The following is a 19522-nucleotide window of genomic DNA, read 5'->3' as shown; positions in this document are numbered from 1 at the left end:
TTTTCCGATAAGACATATCAAAAACGGTATTTGAGCGTTGATGATATGTCTATTTCGTGGTTATTCAGAGTATCTGCGATTGTGGCGTGCTGAAGATAGTGATTAAACTTTTTTCTTCATTTGACCCGAAGGTTTACGCCATACACGACCTTCTCTCGCAATTAATTTATCCGCTTCTTTAGGGCCCCAAGTGCCTGCTTCATATTCATACACTCTGCCATTCGCGGCTTTATAATCTAGGATTGGTTGAACAAATTTCCAACACGCATGCACCGCATCCGTACGCGCAAAGAGCGTGGCGTCGCCTTTCATCGCATCTAATAATAAACGCTCATAAGCCGTTAATAAATTGGATGCGGAACTTAGATCGGAATAACGGAAATCCATTGACACTTCTTTGGCTTCAAAACCTGCACCCGGTTTTTTCAAACCGAAACGCATAGAAATGCTTTCATCTGGTTGAATGCGAATGATCAGTTTATTTTCAGGCGCATTTTGGCTAAACACAGGGTGTGGCGTGGTTTTAAAATGAATGACAATTTCCGTTACACGAGTTGGTAAGCGTTTACCTGTGCGGATATAAAATGGCACGCCAGCCCAACGCCAGTTATCAATTTCACAGCGTAAAGCAAGGTAGGTTTCTGTTGTGGAATCCGCTGGCACACCTGTTTCTTCGGTATAGGCTTTTTGCATTTCGCCGTTCACTTCGCCTGCGATATATTGCCCCAACACAAGATTGTGTTTTAATTCTTCATCTGTAAGTGGGTGCAAACAATGAAGCACTTTGGCGACTTCATCACGCATAGAATTGGCGTTAATAATTGCGGGCGGTTCCATCGCAACCATTGCAAGCACTTGCAATAAGTGGTTTTGAACCATATCACGCATTGCACCAGAACCATCATAATAGCCGCCACGTTGCTCTACCCCAAGGGCTTCCGCCCCTGTGATTTCTACATAATCAACGAAATTGCGGTTCCAAAGCGGTTCAAATAAGCCATTTGAAAAACGTAGCACGAGCAAGTTTTGTACGGTCTCTTTGCCAAGATAGTGATCGATACGATAGATTTGATGTTCCTCAAAGAAACGGTGAATTTGCACGTCAAGGGCTTGAGCCGTTTTGATGTCATAGCCAAATGGTTTTTCGACGATAATGCGTTTCCAACCGAATTCTTCCGTATTCAGCCCGTGCGCCGCAAGACATTCAGGAATGACGCCATATAAACTCGGCGGCGTTGACATATAGTAAAGCGTGTTACCACAGGTTTGATATTTATCATGTAACTCGTCTAAACGTGGCACTAACTTCACATAGTCCACCGCATCAGCGGTGTTAATCGCTTGATAATAAAGGTGTTCGCAAAATTTATCGAGGGTTTCACCTTCGGCGTTTTCATTTTTAATTAAGGCTTCACGCATTTTTTCGCGGAATGCGGTATCGTCCAAATTCGTACGCGCCACGCCAAGCACGGAAAAATGTTCAGACAAACGCCCGATTTTGTATAAATTATATAAAGCAGGGATCAATTTACGATGCGTTAAATCACCTGACGCACCAAAAATGACAATACAATTATTTTCTGTTTGCATAGTTTTATCTCTATTTGTTATCAGTATTTGTTTTATCTTCAAAACGATTTCACGTTTAAAATAAAAGCAAAATGTGCCTAAGGCTGGCTGTGTCTTATAATGCCCGAATTCAAGGGAAATTACCAATAGCTAGCGGGTATTAGTTTGAAAGATATTTTCCCAATTAATCTGCTCATCCGCCACCATAATAAAATCAGGGTTTGTAAAGGTTTCACGCTGATTGTAGCTAAGCGGTGCAAAAGTGCGGTCAAAAATCGTTCCGTTTATTTCGTGCAAAATCACCTGCGCCGCGGCGGTATCCCATTCGCCCGTATTCCCCAAGCGCACATAGCAATCGGCAATGCCTTCCGCCACGCGCGCACCTTTTAGCCCACTCGAGCCAAACACTTGAAATTCATAATGAAAATTTGGGTTTAAAAATGACCGCACTTTGGGGATTTTCTTTTCACTTCCCACAATAATTTTAACTGTTCCGTTTAAATCAATGTTTCGTTTAACAAGCTGAATCACACCCTGTTGCGTTTGCTTAAACGCGCCAAAACCTTTCATCGCATAATAGCTGCAATCCAGAATCGGTGCGCAAATCACGCCAAGCACGGGCTGATTATGTTCAACAAGGGCGATCATCACCGAAAATTGCCCCGTGCGATTGATAAACTGCTGCGTGCCGTCTAAGGGATCGATTAACCAATATTGCGCCCATTTTGACCGCACTTTTAGAGGCGTTTCACAATTTTCTTCCGACAACACGGGAATATCGGGGGTAAGTGCGATCAATTTTTCGATTAAAAATTGGCTCACAAACAAATCAGCTTCGGTGACGGGGGTATTATCAGATTTAGTATGAATTTTGACAGATTTAGCATAAAACGCACGGATATGTTCACCGGCTTGCTGCGCAATGGCTAGCACAGATTGAAGCAAACTATCAGAAAGGGAAACTGTCGGCATAATTGGGCTCTCGACGGGCGCTAGAAATGCGGACAATTTTAGCAGAATTCATAGCAAAAGGCGAACAGCACACGCCCTAGAAATCAAGAAAATTTTCTTCTTGCAATCGTTTGCACTGCGCTGTTATCTCTGTTATAAACAACCTTACTTGCGATTTTGCGAGAAAGCGTATTCAAAAATATCAAGGAGATAAATATGGCAATCTTAGTAACTGGTGCTTCGGCTGGATTTGGTGCGGCAACTTGTCGAGCCTTTGTGCGTGCAGGATTTTCGGTGATCGGTGCCGCACGCCGTTTAGAAAAATTAGCTGAGTTAAAAGCAGAATTAGGCGAAAAATTTTATCCATTGCAAATGGACGTGGCGGATAGCAAAAAAATTGACGCAGCCTTAGCTAGCTTGCCAGCGGAGTGGTCGAAAATTGAATTGTTAGTCAATAATGCAGGCTTGGCATTGGGGTTAGAACCCGCGCATAAAGTGGACTTCAACGACTGGCATACAATGATCCAAACCAACATCATCGGCTTGACTTATCTGACTCGTCAAGTGCTGCCCCAAATGGTAGAACGCAATCAGGGGCATATTATTAATCTAGGGTCGATTGCAGGCACATATCCTTACCCTGGCGGCAATGTATATGGCGCGACTAAAGCCTTTGTTAAACAATTTAGCTTGAATTTACGCGCAGATTTAGCGGGCACCGCCATTCGTGTTACCAATGTTGAACCCGGTTTATGCGGCGGCACAGAATTCTCAAATGTGCGTTTCAAAGGCGATGATGAAAAAGCTGCAAGCCTATATGAAGGGACAAACGCCATTCAACCGGAAGATATCGCCAATACCATTTTATGGATTTACCAACAACCCGCCCACGTGAACATTAACCGCATCGAAATTATGCCCGTATCGCAGAGCTTTAATGCGCTAAATGTCACTCGTTCCTAATACACAAAACGAATATAAAAATAGGGCAAATTTCTGGTTTGCCCTATTTTTATATTTTAACCGTAGATTTTAGTTGTGCCGACGAAAACCATAATTCATAAATTTTCTTATAATAAATGAAAATTTTTTAAATTTTGACCGCACTTTTAGCCTTTTAGGTAATCGCGTAATGCGTATAGTGCCACTAAATTGCGTGCTTCATTAAAATGTTCGTCCGCCAATAGCGCATCAATTTTCGCTAACGGCATACGCACTAATTCCAAGGGTTCAGGTTCATCGCCTGCTAATTTTGAAGGGTAAAAATCACGGGCAACAAAAATATGCATTGGCGCGTTCATAAAAGTGAGATTGGAATTTACCGTGCGTAATAATTCAAAATGCTTAGCGCCCAAGCCTATTTCTTCTTGCAATTCTCGATTGGCACTTTGTTCTGGAGTTTCCCCTTTTTCCATTAACCCTTTGCAAAAACCTAGCTCATAACGCTCAGTGCCCACGGCATATTCGCGCAGCATTAGCAGATCATCGCCATCAATCGGCAAAACCATAACGGCGGCACGGGTGGCTGGGCGGAAACGTTCATAGGTGCGATGTTCGCCATTAGAAAATTTCAGTTCTACCGCTTGAATTTCAAAAATCCGTGATTTGGCAGCAATTGAAATATCCAGAATTTCGGGTAATTGTTGGCTCATTTGGGTTCTCCCGTTTGACAAAGTTTGGAATAACGATACCATAAGCCCCATTCTGCGTTAAGGAAAAATTATGGCGAAAAACACAAAACATTCACAAGATGAAAAAGACGATGATGTGCGTCTGGATAAATGGTTGTGGGCAGCAAGATTCTACAAAACGCGAACGATCTGCAAAGAAATGATCGATGGCGGCAAAGTGCATTATAATGGTCAGCGCACCAAGCCGAATAAAACCGTGGAAATCGGGGCGAAAATCAAACTGCGCCAAGGCAATGAAGAAAAAGAGGTGGAAGTGACCGCACTTTCTGCGCAACGCCGTGGTGCGCCCGAAGCGCAACTTTTGTATCGTGAAACGGAACACAGCCTTGAAGCTCGCGAAAAAATGGCATTAGCGCGAAAAATGAATGCGATGCCACATCCTGATCGCCGACCGAATAAAAAAGAACGGCGGGATTTGTTGAAATTTAAACATCAATAATAACGGCGTTCAAGCAACATCAAGTTGGCTAAGATTGAAATAAAACTAGGAATAACAATGACATATCAACAAGACAATGACAAACTCTACCGCTACCTATTTCAAAACCGCGCCGTGCGTGGCGAATGGGTGCGCATTAATCAAACCTTTAAAGACACACTGAATACTCACCATTACCCAGCCGCCGTGCAAAATCTGCTCGGAGAAATGATGGTGGCTACCAGTTTATTAACGGCAACCTTAAAATTCAACGGCAATATTACAGTACAAATTCAAGGGGACGGTCCGTTAAAACTCGCTTTAGTTAATGGCAGCGACAATCAAGAAATCCGCGCTTTGGCTCGGGTTGATGGCGATATTCCCGATGATTTCAGTTTGCACCAAATGATTGGGAAAGGCGTGTTGGTGATTACCATTGCCCCCACAGAAGGCGAGCGTTATCAAGGGGTGATCGCCTTAGATAAACCCACCATTACCGAATGTTTAGAAGAATATTTTGTGCGTTCCGAACAGTTACAAACCCAGTTGATTATTCGCACGGGCGAATATGAAGGTCAACCTGTTGCCGCAGGTATGCTGTTACAAATTATGCCTGACGGACAAGGCACGCCTGAAGATTTTGAGCATTTAGCCACCTTAACAGCCACGGTAAAAGACGAAGAAATTTTCGGCTTAACCGCAGAAGAAATGCTTTACCGCTTATATCACGAGGAGACAGTTGAGATTTATCAACCGCAACAAGTGAAATTCCATTGCGGCTGTTCTACAGAGCGTTCTGGTGCGGCACTAATGCTGATTAATGATGATGAAATTGATGAGATTTTGGAAGAGCACAACGGCAGCATTGATATGCAATGCGAATGTTGTGGCACTCATTATTTCTTTAATAAAGAAGCGATCAATAAATTAAAAGCGCAAGCGCAGAATTAGCGCGTTTCCACAAAAAGTTAAATATTCGTTCATTTGAACAAATGAATTGTGTATTTCGTTTAAAAGTGCGGTCAAATTTGATCGCATTTTTCATTTCCTGCCGTTTTAATTTTGATTTTAGTCAAAATTTGAACAAAAAATCCCACTTTTTTCCCAAAATGCGATCCAGTTAACATTTTTTAGGTAGAAAAATGCCTAGAATAGTCGCCAATTCCCGATTTAAATTTAACTTTTGAACTTAATAGAGGTGATGTATGACTGACTTAAACAGCTTAATCAAAGAACTTAGTGACTTGGGTATTTATGATGTGAAAGAAGTGGTATACAACCCATCTTACGATCAGCTCTTTGAGGAAGAAACCAAGCCAGATTTAGAAGGCTACGAAAGAGGCGTGGTCACAAGCCAAGGCGCTGTGGCTGTCAATACGGGTATCTTCACAGGGCGTTCGCCAAAAGATAAATATATCGTGTTGGATGAAAAAACCAAAGATACCGTTTGGTGGACAAGCGATGCGGCTAAAAACGACAACAAACCAATGAATCAAGCCACTTGGCAAAGCCTAAAAGAACTCGTCACCAAACAACTTTCGAGCAAACGCTTATTCGTGGTTGATGCATTCTGTGGCGCGAACAAAGATACACGTTTGTCCGTGCGGATTGTCACTGAAGTGGCTTGGCAAGCGCACTTTGTTACCAATATGTTTATCCGCCCTTCCGCAGAAGAGTTAAAAACATTCAAACCTGACTTTGTTGTGATGAACGGAGCGAAATGCACCAATCCAAATTGGAAAGAACAAGGTTTAAATTCTGAAAACTTTGTCGCATTTAATATCACTGAAGGCATTCAATTAATCGGCGGTACTTGGTATGGCGGCGAAATGAAAAAAGGTATGTTCTCAATGATGAACTACTTCTTGCCACTTCGCGGCATTGCCTCAATGCACTGCTCTGCCAATGTCGGCAAAGACGGCGACACAGCAATCTTCTTTGGTTTATCTGGCACAGGGAAAACAACCTTATCCACAGATTCAAAACGCCAATTAATCGGTGATGATGAACACGGCTGGGATGATGAAGGCGTATTCAATTTTGAAGGCGGTTGCTATGCCAAAACCATTAATCTTTCTGCTGAAAATGAACCTGATATTTATGCGGCAATAAAACGTGATGCGTTATTAGAAAACGTGGTGGTGTTAGACAATGGCGATGTCGATTATGCAGACGGTTCAAAAACGGAAAATACGCGCGTGTCCTATCCAATCCACCACATTCAAAATATTGTGAAACCCGTGTCAAAAGCAGGCCCCGCAACTAAAGTGATTTTCTTATCTGCTGATGCTTTCGGTGTGCTACCGCCAGTTTCTAAATTAACACCAGAGCAAACAAAATATTATTTCCTATCTGGTTTCACCGCCAAACTTGCGGGTACAGAACGTGGTATCACAGAACCAACGCCAACCTTCTCCGCTTGTTTCGGTGCGGCATTCTTAAGCCTACACCCAACACAATATGCAGAAGTGTTAGTAAAACGTATGCAAGAATCAGGCGCTGAAGCCTACTTAGTAAACACAGGTTGGAACGGTACAGGCAAACGTATTTCCATTAAAGATACGCGCGGCATCATTGATGCTATCTTAGATGGTTCAATCGACAAAGCAGAAATGGGCTCATTGCCAATCTTTGATTTTGCCATTCCGAAAGCCTTGCCGGGTGTTGATCCAGCGATTTTAGACCCGCGCGATACCTATGCGGACAAAGCGCAATGGGAAGAAAAAGCGAAAGATCTTGCTGGTCGTTTTGTGAAAAACTTTGAAAAATACACAGTGACTGACGAAGGCAAAGCCTTAGTCGCAGCAGGTCCAAAAGCCTAAGTCAAATTATTTAATTAAAAATGACCGCACTTTTCAAACTGTTCAAAAGTGCGGTCATTTTTTGGAAAGTTTTTATAAAAGAAGAACACGAAGTTCAGCTTAACATTCCCAATTAGACCCAATCGCTCTCAAGCAAGGGTTCAATATCGGGCATAACACCTCGCCATAAAGTGAAAGAATGCGCCGCTTGTCCCACCAGCATACCAAAGCCGTCAGCAATATTTTTTACGCCTAAGGATTTAGCCAACGCCACAAAAGGCGTGTCTGTTTGTTTCGCATATTGCATATCATACACCGCGCCCGCTAAGCGCAAAATATCCGAATTTATCTCTGCCGTTTTGCCTTGCAAGCCAAGAGACGTAGCATTGATGACAACATCAAATCGCTGGACTGGAATTTCAGTTAAAGCCACCGCTTGAATCGCGCCATAAGGTCTGAATTTATCCGCCAACGCCTGCGCTTTCGACAAAGTGCGGTTAGAAATGGTGATATTTTGTTGTGCTTGCAATAAGGGCAGCAAAACGCCTTTGGTGGCGCCGCCTGCCCCTAAAATGAGCATAGATTGGTTGGGTTTTAACCACCCTAAACGTTGCAAATCACTCACCAGTCCCGCGCCATCAGTATTATCCGCATACAATCTGCCGTCATCTAAACGCTTTAATGTATTGCAGGCTTCTGCCGTCAACGCACGTTCACTATATTCATCGGCAATGGCGTAGGCGCGCTCTTTGAATGGGGCGGTAATATTGCAACCTTTTCCGCCTTGCTGAAAAAAGTTGTGTAGTTGCTGTTCAAAATTATCGAGATCTCCTAGCATTGCGGCGTATTCCATATCCTGCAATGTTTGCTGTGCAAAGACTTTATGAATTTGTGGCGATTTACTCTGAGCAATGGGATTGCCCCAAACCGTGTATTGATCTGTCATTATTGTTCCTATATCGTTCCTATCTAAAAATCTGCCCAGTGAGTAAATCGCGAATTTCTGAAGGTTTTTCTGCCCTGCCGACAACGCCGTCTAATACAGGAAAATTCTCACCAAATTGTGACCGCACTTCGTCAGCGGTTTTGCAAGGGGTCTGCCCTGACAAATTGGCGCTGGTTGACGTTAATGCAAATTGGGTTAAATGGCATAATTCGACAACCGCGGGATGACGACAAAGGCGCACCGCAATGCTGTCAAACTGCCCCGTCAACCATTTTGGCGTGCTTGATTTTGCCGGCACTAGCCAAGTTGTCGGGCGTGCATATTGCCCCGCCAAACGTTCATATTGGGCTTGATTGATCTTTTCCACATCAATAAAAGGCAATAAATACACCAAACTGGGTGCCACCAAAATCAAGCCTTTTTCCACAGGGCGTTGCTTCAATTCTAATAATTTTTTGACCGCACTTTCGCTATGCGGATTGCAACCCAGCCCAAACACGGCTTCCGTTGGATAAGCCACCACCTGCTGTTGGTGGAGTTTATCGGCAATTTCCGTCATATTCATATTAAGCTCGTGGCAAGGTTTCGCTCAATTCAGGATAACGCGCATTCATTTCTGCTGCCCAAGCCACTAAATTTGGATAATGCTGCGCTAAATCATAGCCAATGACTTTTTGGCGGAAAATAAACCAATCCACCACACAAACTGCGGTCAAGGTGCCGATATTTAATTCATAGCCAAAGGGCTCAATGGCTTTCTCTAATGCAGCAAAGCTCCGTGAATTACGATCTGCAATTTGCGCAAAACGGCTCACCCACCATTCCTGTTCTGGGCGATTTCCTTTTTCTATCACCATTGGCACGGTGTTTTCTAAAATTCCGTCTGCGAGATTATGCAATGCCAGCGCCGCCCAATGTGGTTTACCTTCTTTTGGAAACAAGGACGGCTGCTTGCCTTTTTGATCCAAATATTCACAAATTAACAAACTGCCAAACAACCAATTACCACAATTACGCTGCAAGGCAGGAATGCGCCCCAATGGGTTGTCCAGATTATGCGGCGAATTCGGATCAGATGAGCCAGTAACAAATTTAAACTCAATGTTGTCATCTAATTGCTGATGTTTAATCGTCACTAACACTTTACGCACAAACGGGCTTGCCATTGAATACCATAATTTCATCATCATTTTTTCCTTTTCGTTTTTATGAGATTGACAAAAAATAGCGAATATTTGCTATGCCGTCAAATGATTAAAAGTAATGCTTCTTCGTGTTTTGGTGCAAAATTTAAGGTGAATTGAAAACAAGGCTAATCACCAAAACAACTGTAATTGGTGATCATGATTTAGAAAGGGCATCAATAAAGAATGAAAAGAAACCGCAGCATTATTGCCGTTTAAATTTCTGTTTCAAATATCTGTTTACATTTTTTATTTAAGCAGAGAAAAGTGCGGTGGGTTTCAGTTTCTTTTTTAAGCACCGCCCAAGCGTTGCCACAAGCGGGGCAAGGTTGCTGCTGTGGCTTGACGGGCAAGGTGAACTTGCAATGGGGGAATCGGTTGCAACCATAAAAGGTTTTGCCTTGTCGCCCACGGCGCGCAACTAAATCCCCTTTACCGCAATCAGGACAGGGGATTTTTTCTGCGCTCTCAGTTTCTTGTTCTGTTTCTTCACGAAAAATAAAGTGACAATCAGGATAGCCACTGCAGCCAATAAACATACCGAAGCTGCCTTGTTTGAGCTGCAAATGTTTTCCACATTCTGGGCAAAGCGCGTCTAATTCTTTCAACACTTTGCTTTCATATTGTGCTTGCAACGGTTTTAAATATTCACATTTTGGGAAAGCAGAACACCCTAAAAACAAGCCTTTTTTGCCATGACGAATTTGCAATGGCGAGCCACATTCAGGGCAAACTTCATGTTGTTTCGTGCGTTGAAAAAGTGAGCAATTCATAGCCTATCCCGTTGAAAAATCTTGCTCTGATTTTACCCATTTTCGTTTATACTACACAACCCAAAACCAAAGGAATTTTTATGCTTGAACTTCTCCAAAATCCCTATTTTTTAACCGCACTGGGCTTAGCAATCCTATGCATTATTTTGCTTTTTGTGATTATGCGTAAAAGCCGAGATGTGGAAGAGCTTTCGCAAGATTTACAGAAAAATATCTTAGATTACAATCAATTAGTCGAAAAATTTGATGCATTAAGTGCGGTCAAATCGAGCCAAGATTTAGCGGTGGCACGTTTTCAAACAGCAAATAATTACTTGAACGAAGAGATTAAAGAACGGGATCTGCTCTTATCAAAACGCAGCGAAGAACTGTCAGAAACGCAAGAAAAACTCACCGCACTTGGGCAAGAATTAACCACATTTAAAATCACATTATCAGAAAAAGAGAAAAACTTCGCCGAGCAGCAGCAAGCCTTTTTACAAAGCAAACAACAGCTTACGATAGAATTTCAAAATTTGGCTAATCGCATTTTAGAAGAAAAATCTCAATCTTTTAGCCAATCAAACCAAGTTGCATTAGATGCCTTGCTCAAGCCATTTCGTGAGCAAATTGATGGTTTTCAAAAGCGGGTAAATGAAATTCATTCGGAGAATGTTAAGGGCAACGCAAGCCTAGAAAGTGAGATTAAAAAAGTTTTGGATATTGGGCTTTCGATGTCGCAACAAGCCGATAATCTCACATCCGCTTTAAAAGGCGAGAAAAAAACCTTAGGAAACTGGGGCGAAATTCAGCTAGAGCGCGCTTTGCAGCTAGCTGGCTTGGTGAAAGGCGAGCATTATGAACCGCAAGCGCACTTTAAAGATGAACAAGGCAAGCACAATTACCCCGATTTTGTGGTGCATTTGCCAGACGACAAGCACTTAATCATCGACAGTAAAATGTCGCTGGTGGCTTATGAAAGTGCGGTCAATTCTGATGAAGAATCTCAGCGCAATCATTGGCTGAAAGAACACGTTAAAGCCATTCGCAATCATATCAATGACTTATCACAAAAAGATTATAGCAATTTGATTGGTATGCGCAGCCCTAATTTCGTGTTAATGTTTGTCGCCGTAGAGCCTGCCTATATTGAGGCGATGAAAGCCGATATCGAGCTGTTCAATTATGGTTATAATAAAAACGTTATTTTAGTGTCGCACACCACGCTGATGCCGATTCTTCGCACCGTGGCAAACTTATGGCGAATTGAACGGGGCAATGCAGAAGCCCGTGAAATTAGTGAGCGCGCGGGAGAAATTTATAATCAAATCTGTTTAGTGGCGGAACGGTTGGCAAAATTAGGCAATACCCTGAGCTCTGCCAATGCGCGCTATAATGACACGGTGACCGCTCTTGTTGGGCAGCAAGGTTTGGTCGGCAAAGTGGAACGCTTTAAAGATTTATCGGCGAAAGCCAATAAAACGCTGCCTGCGGTGGAATTGCTGCACAGTGATATTGAAACTGAAAAATTATTATTTGTTAGGAAAGTAGAAAATGGAACAACCGATCTCAATCACGCCAGAACAGGCGTGGCAGATGATGAATGATGGCGCGCATTTGCTTGATGTGCGTGACGAACTGCGCTTTAACCAAGCCCATGCCAAAGGCGCATTTCATCTAACCAACCAAAGCTACGGCGAATTTCAAAATCGGGTTGATTTTGAGAACAATGTGATTGTCATCTGTTACCACGGCATAAGCAGCCTTAATGTTGGCGCTTATTTACTCGCTCAAGGCTATGACAATGTCTATAGCGTCATCGGCGGTTTTGAAGGCTGGCAAAAAGCGAATCTGCCTGTTGAGATATAATCCAAAGTGCGCATTTTGCGCTTGCGATGTTTTATTTTGAAATGAACGATGAAACAAAATGGACGCCAAATACGTCCATTTTTGCTAAAAAACTTAGCTCAATTTGACCGCACTTTTGCTTGCAAGAAACCGCAGATTAAGCCCACAATTAAACCCGAAATATGCGCTGCATTGCCCATTTCGATCCCGATAAATGGGCTGACAAAGCCAAAGGCGATCCCCACAACTAACATAGTGAAAAAGCCCTCGGGCAAGACTGTCGCTTTTGTCGAGCCAAATTTATCCACCATAAAAACAAAACCCATCACTGCATAAACCACGCCCGATAAACCGAAGAACGCCGGCCCACTAGCCCAATTTTGAACCATTCCACTCACCACTGCCGACAAGAAAAATAATCCGATTAATTTCAATGATCCGAAATGTCGCTCAATCATCCCAGCAAAAATCCACCACCAAGCGAGGTTAAACAGAATATGTAACGGCGATAAATGGACCAATGCGTGGCTAAAATAACGCCAAATTTCATGATCTTCGCCAATATCTGCAGGATAATGCGCGAATGTCATAATGGATTCATCATAGCCAAACCATTCAAAAGCAAAAATAATGGCGCAAAGTGCGGTCAAAAATACGGTAAATTTTGTTTGGCTCCAACGCAATAAATAGCCGTAAAAATTCGGTTTTTGATACTGATATTGAACGCTTTTGGTGTCCCCACTTTCCCAGCTTGCTTGCTGATAACGTTCATCAAACGGGTTTTGTAAAAAGATCTTTGCTTCATGCGTAATAGCCGCAAAATGCGGTGAATTTTCATCTAAATAAGCACAAAGCTTTGGCTCGCCTTGAGCGTTCATTTCTTCCACGAGCTTAAGATCGACTGCATACTTGCTACGAATATAATCGCGAAAGGACATGATAAATTGTGGAATATGACTTCTAATTAAGCATTGCATTTGATATAGTCCGATTATTCAAAATAAGGGATATTGTAAAACATGGAGAGAAAATGACACAACAAAATTTGCCTGAAGGATTTAGCCGTTTCAGCTGGGCATTAGCGGGTTTGTGCTTCCCGATTTTACTCTGGCCATTGGCGTTATTGCTGTCGCCAACATTATTAGAAAACCCCGCGCTCAGCAGAACTCAATCTCTGGCATTTGCGTGCTTTTTCTGGCTTTATCCCTTTGTGTTAGGCATCATTGCCCGCATTTTATTTAAACTTCATAAAAATCGACCGCACTTGGCACGGAAAATATTAATCAGTTGTGTGCTCATTTTCTGGTGTGCTGCGATCTATATCATTCTGAATGGCTTGCGTTAAATAAAACGCCTTTATTCCATAGCATTTCAACAGTATAATAAAGCCTATTTTCCACTTGCTTTAGAGACATTTGCGTTATGTTTAAGAAAATTTCACTCATTGCAATGATTGCAATATTAACTGCTTGTTCATCAGTCACCAAATATGTGCCATTTATGGGCAATAGCAAGCCCGTGATTAATCTTGATGAAGATAAAATCGATCAAAAATCTTATGCCGTTGCCTACGCTTCCACCGTGCAGACTTATAAAGGTCAACTCAGCGAAGATTACGATGTCAACTCATTTGCCAATGGCGTGAAACAATATTATGAAGGCGCAATTTTAGTGCCAATTGATCAAGTTAAAGCAAAACTCGCTTCGGGCATTGACAGCAATATACACGCTTATTATAGCGGCGTGGTATTTGCAGCGGATCTGCAAACAAACTTTAGCCGTTTAAGCCAAACCTGCTGGAGCAAAATTGATCGTCCAAGTATGACCCAAGGGATATACGATGCGATGATCGATTTAAGCAAAGGCAAAGCTCGTAGTGAAGATGATGAATACATCAGCAAAGGCAACGAGCAATTACTGCAAACTTGTAAATAATTGAAAAAAACTATGAGCAAGCTCACATTTCTGAGAAAAGTGCAGAGATTTGAGCTTGTTTATTTTTTATAATAATAGAAAACTCAAGCTGACACGTTTTAGCTAACCAACTAAAAGGAAAACAGAATGTTTAATTTACCTGAAAACAACATTCATCTTGCCGCCCAGGCTGCAACGAAAACACAGGCTATTGAATTGGCTGCAGCAGCATTAGAGCAAGCTGGTTATGTAGAAAGTGGCTATCTGCAAGGCATGCTAGGTCGAGAACAACAAACCTCCACCTTTTTAGGCAATGGCATCGCCATTCCGCATGGCACCCTTGAAACTCGCGGTATGGTAAAAAATACTGGCGTTGCCGTATTCCAATTTCCACAAGGCGTGGAATGGGGTGAAGACAATATTGCCTATGTGGTTATCGGCATCGCAGCTCGCTCTGATGAACATCTCGCATTATTACGCCAATTAACCCATGTGTTAGGCGATGAAGAAACGGCGGCAAAACTAGCAACATTAAATGATGTTAAAAAATTCCGCGCCATTTTAATGGGCGAGTCCGAAGAATTTAGCGTGAAAGCAGACACAATCAGCCTTGATGTGGACACACAAAGCTTGCTCACGCTCACTGCAATCAATGCAGGAAAATTACAAGAACAAAGTGCGGTGGAAAATGCCTTTGTTTCTGAAGTCATCAGCTCCGCCGCGTTACCATTGGCTAAAGGCTTATGGCTCACCGATAGCGTAAACGGCAACCTTAAAAACGCGATTGCTTTTAGCCGCCCTAAAGCTGCATTTGAGCATAACGGAAAATCAATCCAAGGCGTATTAACCATTGCCGCAAAAGACGACGCGATTAATGATGCGCTCACTCGCTTATTAGATGAAAATGTGCAAAACACCTTATTAAACGGTTCTAGCGAACAAATTGTCAGCGTATTGAATGGTGGCAAAGTGGAAACCGTTGCCGCATCCGTACAAGCTGCAAGTGGCGTGGCGGGCACATTTACCTTACGCAATGAACACGGTTTACACGCTCGCCCAAGTGCGGTGTTAGTGAGTGCGATAAAACCATTTACCGCGAAAATTACCGTGGAAAACTTAACCCGTGGTGGTTCACTTGTGAATGCCAAAAGCGTGATGAAAATTGTGGCATTAGGCGCATCACAAGGGCATCGCTTACGTTTTGTTGCCGAGGGCGAAGATGCACAAGCGGCTATCGAGGCAATTAGCCAAGCTTTAACCAGTGGCTTAGGCGAAGATGTGAGCTCTTTCACACCTGCGGAAGCAGATAGCATTGAAACTGTCGGTACCGCTCAAGCGCAAAGTGCGGTCAAATCTGACAAAGTTTCTTCACAAAAAAATGACGATGGTGCCATTGAAGCGATTTTCACCATTATCAATGAACACGGGCTACACGCGCGTCCAAGTGCTACGCTCGTCAATGAAGTGAAAAAATATAACGCTTCCGTTGCGGTGCAAAATTTAGATCGCAACAGCCAATTAGTCAGCGCCAAAAGTTTAATGAAAATCGTAGCGTTAGGCGTAACCAAAGGTCAACGTTTACGCTTTGTGGCAACGGGTGAAGAAGCACAAAAAGCTATTGACGGCATTGGTGCCGCGATTGCCGCAGGTTTAGGTGAATAATTGGAGAATATTATGGCAAAAGTAGCAACAATCACCTTAAACGCCGCCTATGATTTGGTCGGACGTTTAAAACGCATTGAATTAGGTGAAGTCAACACGGTAGAAACGCTCGGTTTATTCCCTGCGGGGAAAGGCATTAACGTTGCCAAAGTCTTAAATGATCTAGGCGTTGAAGTTGCCGTGGGTGGTTTCTTAGGCATCGACAACGTAGGCGATTTTGAACGCCTGTTTCAGCAACAAGGCTTAGAAGACAAATTCCAGCGTGTGGCAGGCAAAACCCGTATTAATGTGAAGATCACCGAAACCGAAGCCGATGTGACGGATCTCAATTTCTTAGGCTATGAAATTAGCGCGGAAGACTGGGCAAAATTTGTCAAAACCTCCCTTGCTTATTGCCAACAATTCGACATTGTTGCGGTATGTGGTAGCCTTCCACGCGGGGTAACACCAGAACACTTTGCGGAATGGTTAAGCCAACTCCATAGTGCAGGGGTAAAAGTGGTACTCGATAGCTCAAATGCCGCATTAACGGCTGGCTTAAAAGCAAATCCTTGGTTAGTGAAACCAAACCACCGCGAGTTGGAAGCCTGGGTTGGTCATAGCCTAAATAGCTTAGATGAAATCATTGCGGCGGCCCAGAAATTACAAGCGCAAGGAATTGCGAACATCATTATTTCCATGGGTGCAAACGGTTCGATATGGTTAACGGAAAATAGCATTGTTCAAGCGCAACCGCCAAAATGCGAAAACGTTGTCAGCACGGTGGGCGCAGGAGATTCAATGGTTGCGGGGTTAATTTATGGCTTTGTTAATGATTATTCACAAGCTGAAACCCTTGCTTTCGCCAGTGCCGTGTCTGCCTTTGCAGTATCACAAAGTAACGTGGGCGTGAGTGATCGAAAATTACTCGATCCAATTCTCGCCAATGTCAAAATTACCACGATTAAAGGATAACCTATGAATTTTTTTCTTACTCAATCCCCGACTTTAGGCAACGCTAAAGCGTTCTTGCTGAAGCAAGTCATCGCTGCCGCGGCAAAAGCGCAAAACACCCAAATTGTTGATAACGCAGAACAAGCCGATGTGGCGATTGTATTTGGCGAAACTTTGCCAAAGTTGACCGCACTTCAAGGCAAGAAAGTCTTTTTAGTTGATGCAGAACAAGCGTTATCAGCTCCTGAAAATGTGATCCAAAGTGCCTTCACTCAAGCGGTTGATTATGTTGCACCCGCGCAAAGTGCGGTCGGAATTTCAACAGTTTCGGGCGCGAAAAATATCGTTGCGGTAACAGCTTGCCCAACGGGCGTTGCCCATACCTTTATGTCAGCCGAAGCCATTGAGGCTTATGGCAAAAAAATGGGCTGGAATGTGCGTGTGGAAACGCGCGGTCAAGTGGGCGCGGGCAACCCAATCACCGCGGAAGAAGTGGCGGCTGCTGATTTAGTTTTTGTCGCTGCTGATATTGATGTTGATTTGGAAAAATTCAAAGGCAAACCGATGTATCGCACTTCAACGGGTTTAGCCTTGAAAAAAACCGAACAAGAGTTTAATAAAGCTTTTGCTGAAGCCAAGATCTATGAAGGTGGCGCGACATCTGCGAAAGCGGACAATAGTTCAGATGAGAAAAAAGGCGTGTACAAACACTTGATGACAGGCGTATCACATATGTTGCCTGTTGTGGTTGCTGGTGGCTTATTAATCGCTATTTCATTTATGTTTGGTCCGAATGCTTTCAAAGACCCAAGCATTGCTGGCGGCTTACCCGCAGCATTAATGGAAATTGGTGGCGGTGCCGCATTCAAATTAATGATCGCTGTGTTCGCAGGTTATGTCGCATTCTCCATTGCAGACCGCCCAGGTTTAGCCGTTGGTTTAATTGGCGGTATGCTTGCCACCACCGCAGGCGCGGGAATTTTAGGCGGTATTATCGCAGGTTTTCTTGCAGGTTATGTGGTGAAAGGCTTAAACGCAGCAATCAAATTGCCTGCATCTATGGCATCGCTTAAACCTATTTTAATTCTGCCATTGCTCGGCTCTGCAATCGTCGGGTTATTGATGGTTTATTTTTTAAACCCTCCTGTTGCTTCCACTATGGCGGCATTAACTGAATGGTTAAACGGATTAGGCTCAACCAACGGTTTATTATTTGGCGCGATTCTTGGCGGTATGATGTGTGTCGATATGGGCGGACCGGTAAACAAAGCCGCTTATATGTTCGGTACAGGTTTATTGGCTTCACAATTAAACACGCCAATGGCAGCCGTTATGGCAGGTGGTATGGTGCCCCCAATCGGAATGGCAATCGCCACTTGGATCGCACGCAGCAAATTCAATGCAGGCCAACGTGATGCTGGCAATGCCGCCTTTGTGTTAGGCTTATGCTTTATTTCTGAAGGTGCGCTACCATTCGTTGCCGCAGACCCAATCCGCGTAATTATTTCCAGCGTCATCGGTGGTGCATTAGCAGGCGCAATTTCATTAAGCTTTGCAATCGAATTACCAGCCCCACACGGCGGCTTATTCGTTGTGCCATTAGTCTCACAACCATTAATGTATCTCGGCGCAATCGCAGCAGGTTCTCTCGTAACTGGGATAATTTACGCCATTATCCGCCCAAAACTTACAGCAGAATAAATTAGCTAAATTTACCTAGCCCATGTTAATGCATGGGCTTTTTTATGCATAAAGTTGATGAAAGTTAAGAGAGATTATTAGAATTTGAAAAGTTAGAAGTGGGAAAATCAGTTGAATATAGCTGAATAAAACTTTTGAGTAATTTCTGATTAGAAATGTAGAGCTCATTTATTCTATATAGCAATCTTAATCAATAACGCCATATACGCTGCGTTTCAATCATTTTTGAGATAAAAAATGCAGCCATTTCTGACCGCACTTAGGTTAAATGTTTCCGTCACCTTTATCTAAATGGGCACGTAAGAACCATTGAAGTTTTTCTAATGCACGGGTTTGTGCTACAAGTAAATCTTCACTGATAGGATCGAATTCACCATAATGAGCCAATACAACACGATGCGATTCAATGTTATGTGAATAGAATTGATCGATAATTCGTAAGTGATCCTGTGCTGAAGCACGTCCCAATGGGTATTCAGGTGTTTGACGATTCGCAACCAAATTGCCAGATAATCCATTTGGTGCAACACCTAATGTCGCAATGCGTTCTGCAATTTCGTCAACAAAATCACGAACTTCATCAACTTGGCTATCAAGCATTTCGTGTACTGCGATAAAGTTAGGTCCTACAACATTCCAATGGGCGTGTTTTAGAATTAATTGTAATTCGTTCAAACCTTGTAAGCGTGCTTGCAATGCATCTGCAATTGAATGTCCCACTTTTTTATCTAAACCAGGAGCGGTAAATACTGCGTTTTTGTTTACATCTGCCGTTAATGCTGAACTTTTTTCTGTTAATGTCAAAATAGGGAAATGAATACTTTTCGTGCTCATAATTATACCTCCGATATAAAATAGTTTTGAGATTGAGCTCATTTATGGGCTGTTGATAACATTATAGGCGAATGAAATAATATGTAAAGACGTTTAAATCTAACCTTTTAATAGATAAAACCATTCATCTAATTTAAATAAGCGAAAGTGCGGTCAAAAAATCCTAAATTTTTTAAGGATGTAATGACTTCGTTAGAAAGGTAACAATGGAATTTTTATAAACGCACAAAAACAAAAAGGGTATCTTTCGATACCCTTTTTAATGCTTGTTAACGTTATTTACGCAACATCAATTATTTGATGATTTTCGCTACAACG

General features: G+C 42.8%; 20 protein-coding genes. 11 read left to right on the top strand and 9 right to left on the bottom strand.

Annotated elements, in window-relative coordinates; translation table 11 throughout:
* Positions 1-102: 102 nt before the first annotated feature.
* Positions 103-1590 carry a glucose-6-phosphate dehydrogenase gene (gene zwf / locus C8D76_RS08405; protein ID WP_116632337.1) on the bottom strand — a complete coding sequence of 496 codons (1488 nt, stop codon included), beginning with the start codon at positions 1588-1590 and terminating at the stop codon, positions 103-105.
* A 129-nt stretch (positions 1591-1719) separates the two neighbouring features.
* Positions 1720-2541, bottom strand: coding sequence for a 3'(2'),5'-bisphosphate nucleotidase CysQ (gene cysQ / locus C8D76_RS08400; protein ID WP_116632336.1), 822 nt, complete (start codon positions 2539-2541; stop codon positions 1720-1722).
* Between the two features lie 195 nt (positions 2542-2736).
* On the opposite strand from cysQ, the gene C8D76_RS08395 reads away from it, so the two are divergent.
* Positions 2737-3483: an SDR family oxidoreductase gene (locus tag C8D76_RS08395; protein WP_116632335.1), complete on the top strand. Its 747-nt coding sequence runs from the start codon at positions 2737-2739 to the stop codon at positions 3481-3483.
* Between the two features lie 146 nt (positions 3484-3629).
* On the opposite strand, the gene nudE is transcribed toward C8D76_RS08395, so the two are convergent.
* Positions 3630-4214 carry an ADP compounds hydrolase NudE gene (nudE, locus tag C8D76_RS08390; RefSeq protein WP_116632359.1) on the bottom strand — a complete coding sequence of 195 codons (585 nt, stop codon included), beginning with the start codon at positions 4212-4214 and terminating at the stop codon, positions 3630-3632.
* A 28-nt stretch (positions 4215-4242) separates the two neighbouring features.
* Between nudE and hslR the strand changes: the two genes are divergently transcribed.
* From hslR to pckA, 3 genes are all read left to right on the top strand, one after another.
* Entirely contained in the window at positions 4243-4650 is a 408-nt protein-coding gene (hslR, locus tag C8D76_RS08385) for a ribosome-associated heat shock protein Hsp15 (protein WP_116632334.1), read from the top strand.
* A 57-nt stretch (positions 4651-4707) separates the two neighbouring features.
* Positions 4708-5580 (top strand): Hsp33 family molecular chaperone HslO, encoded by an 873-nt coding sequence (gene hslO, locus C8D76_RS08380; RefSeq protein WP_116632333.1) that lies wholly within the window; start codon positions 4708-4710, stop codon positions 5578-5580.
* 254 nt (positions 5581-5834) lie between these two features.
* Positions 5835-7451, top strand: a complete 1617-nt coding sequence (gene pckA / locus C8D76_RS08375; RefSeq protein ID WP_116632332.1) for a phosphoenolpyruvate carboxykinase (ATP) — start codon at positions 5835-5837, stop codon at positions 7449-7451.
* Between the two features lie 112 nt (positions 7452-7563).
* On the opposite strand, the gene aroE is transcribed toward pckA, so the two are convergent.
* The 4 genes from aroE to C8D76_RS08355 form a co-directional block, all read right to left on the bottom strand.
* Positions 7564-8376: a shikimate dehydrogenase gene (gene aroE, locus C8D76_RS08370; RefSeq protein ID WP_116632331.1), complete on the bottom strand. Its 813-nt coding sequence runs from the start codon at positions 8374-8376 to the stop codon at positions 7564-7566.
* A 19-nt stretch (positions 8377-8395) separates the two neighbouring features.
* Positions 8396-8941: an L-threonylcarbamoyladenylate synthase type 1 TsaC gene (gene tsaC, locus C8D76_RS08365; RefSeq protein WP_116632330.1), complete on the bottom strand. Its 546-nt coding sequence runs from the start codon at positions 8939-8941 to the stop codon at positions 8396-8398.
* Position 8942: 1 nt separating this feature from the next.
* Complete coding sequence (locus tag C8D76_RS08360) at positions 8943-9560, bottom strand: glutathione S-transferase (protein ID WP_116632358.1); 618 nt, start codon at positions 9558-9560, stop codon at positions 8943-8945.
* Between the two features lie 215 nt (positions 9561-9775).
* On the bottom strand, positions 9776-10333 hold the full coding sequence (locus C8D76_RS08355) for a DNA topoisomerase family protein (RefSeq protein WP_116632329.1): 558 nt from the start codon (positions 10331-10333) through the stop codon (positions 9776-9778).
* An 80-nt stretch (positions 10334-10413) separates the two neighbouring features.
* On the opposite strand from C8D76_RS08355, the gene C8D76_RS08350 reads away from it, so the two are divergent.
* The gene (locus C8D76_RS08350) at positions 10414-11919 is read left to right on the top strand and encodes a DNA recombination protein RmuC (RefSeq protein WP_116632328.1); all 1506 of its coding nucleotides are present in this window, start codon (positions 10414-10416) and stop codon (positions 11917-11919) included.
* Entirely contained in the window at positions 11867-12181 is a 315-nt protein-coding gene (glpE, locus tag C8D76_RS08345) for a thiosulfate sulfurtransferase GlpE (RefSeq protein WP_116632327.1), read from the top strand. The genes C8D76_RS08350 and glpE overlap by 53 nt, the downstream gene beginning before the upstream one ends.
* A 98-nt stretch (positions 12182-12279) precedes the next feature.
* Here the strand turns inward: glpE and C8D76_RS08340 are convergent, their stop codons facing one another.
* Positions 12280-13137 carry a rhomboid family intramembrane serine protease gene (locus tag C8D76_RS08340; RefSeq protein WP_116632326.1) on the bottom strand — a complete coding sequence of 286 codons (858 nt, stop codon included), beginning with the start codon at positions 13135-13137 and terminating at the stop codon, positions 12280-12282.
* A gap of 53 nt (positions 13138-13190) precedes the next feature.
* Here C8D76_RS08340 and C8D76_RS08335 point away from each other — a divergent pair, with 53 nt between their 5' ends.
* The 5 genes from C8D76_RS08335 (at position 13191) to C8D76_RS08315 (ending at position 18370) form a co-directional block, all read left to right on the top strand.
* The gene (locus tag C8D76_RS08335; protein WP_116632325.1) at positions 13191-13505 is read left to right on the top strand and encodes a DUF5389 family protein; all 315 of its coding nucleotides are present in this window, start codon (positions 13191-13193) and stop codon (positions 13503-13505) included.
* Positions 13506-13582: 77 nt separating this feature from the next.
* Complete coding sequence (locus C8D76_RS08330; protein WP_116632324.1) at positions 13583-14095, top strand: hypothetical protein; 513 nt, start codon at positions 13583-13585, stop codon at positions 14093-14095.
* A gap of 126 nt (positions 14096-14221) precedes the next feature.
* On the top strand, positions 14222-15736 hold the full coding sequence (gene fruB / locus C8D76_RS08325; protein WP_116632323.1) for a fused PTS fructose transporter subunit IIA/HPr protein: 1515 nt from the start codon (positions 14222-14224) through the stop codon (positions 15734-15736).
* 12 nt (positions 15737-15748) lie between these two features.
* On the top strand, positions 15749-16690 hold the full coding sequence (gene fruK, locus C8D76_RS08320; protein ID WP_116632322.1) for a 1-phosphofructokinase: 942 nt from the start codon (positions 15749-15751) through the stop codon (positions 16688-16690).
* A 3-nt stretch (positions 16691-16693) separates the two neighbouring features.
* Positions 16694-18370 (top strand): fructose-specific PTS transporter subunit EIIC, encoded by a 1677-nt coding sequence (locus tag C8D76_RS08315; protein WP_116632321.1) that lies wholly within the window; start codon positions 16694-16696, stop codon positions 18368-18370.
* A 264-nt stretch (positions 18371-18634) separates the two neighbouring features.
* Here C8D76_RS08315 and C8D76_RS08310 read toward each other — a convergent pair whose 3' ends face one another.
* A complete protein-coding gene (locus C8D76_RS08310) occupies positions 18635-19204 on the bottom strand; it encodes a Dps family protein (RefSeq protein WP_116632320.1) in 570 nt (189 codons plus the stop codon).
* Positions 19205-19522 lie beyond the last annotated feature (318 nt).

The sequence above is a fragment of the Alitibacter langaaensis DSM 22999 genome (assembly GCF_003096995.1).
Classification (GTDB): domain Bacteria; phylum Pseudomonadota; class Gammaproteobacteria; order Enterobacterales; family Pasteurellaceae; genus Exercitatus; species Exercitatus langaaensis.
Note: the sequence above shows the minus strand (reverse complement) of the source record. Positions and strands in the feature narration are given on the sequence as shown.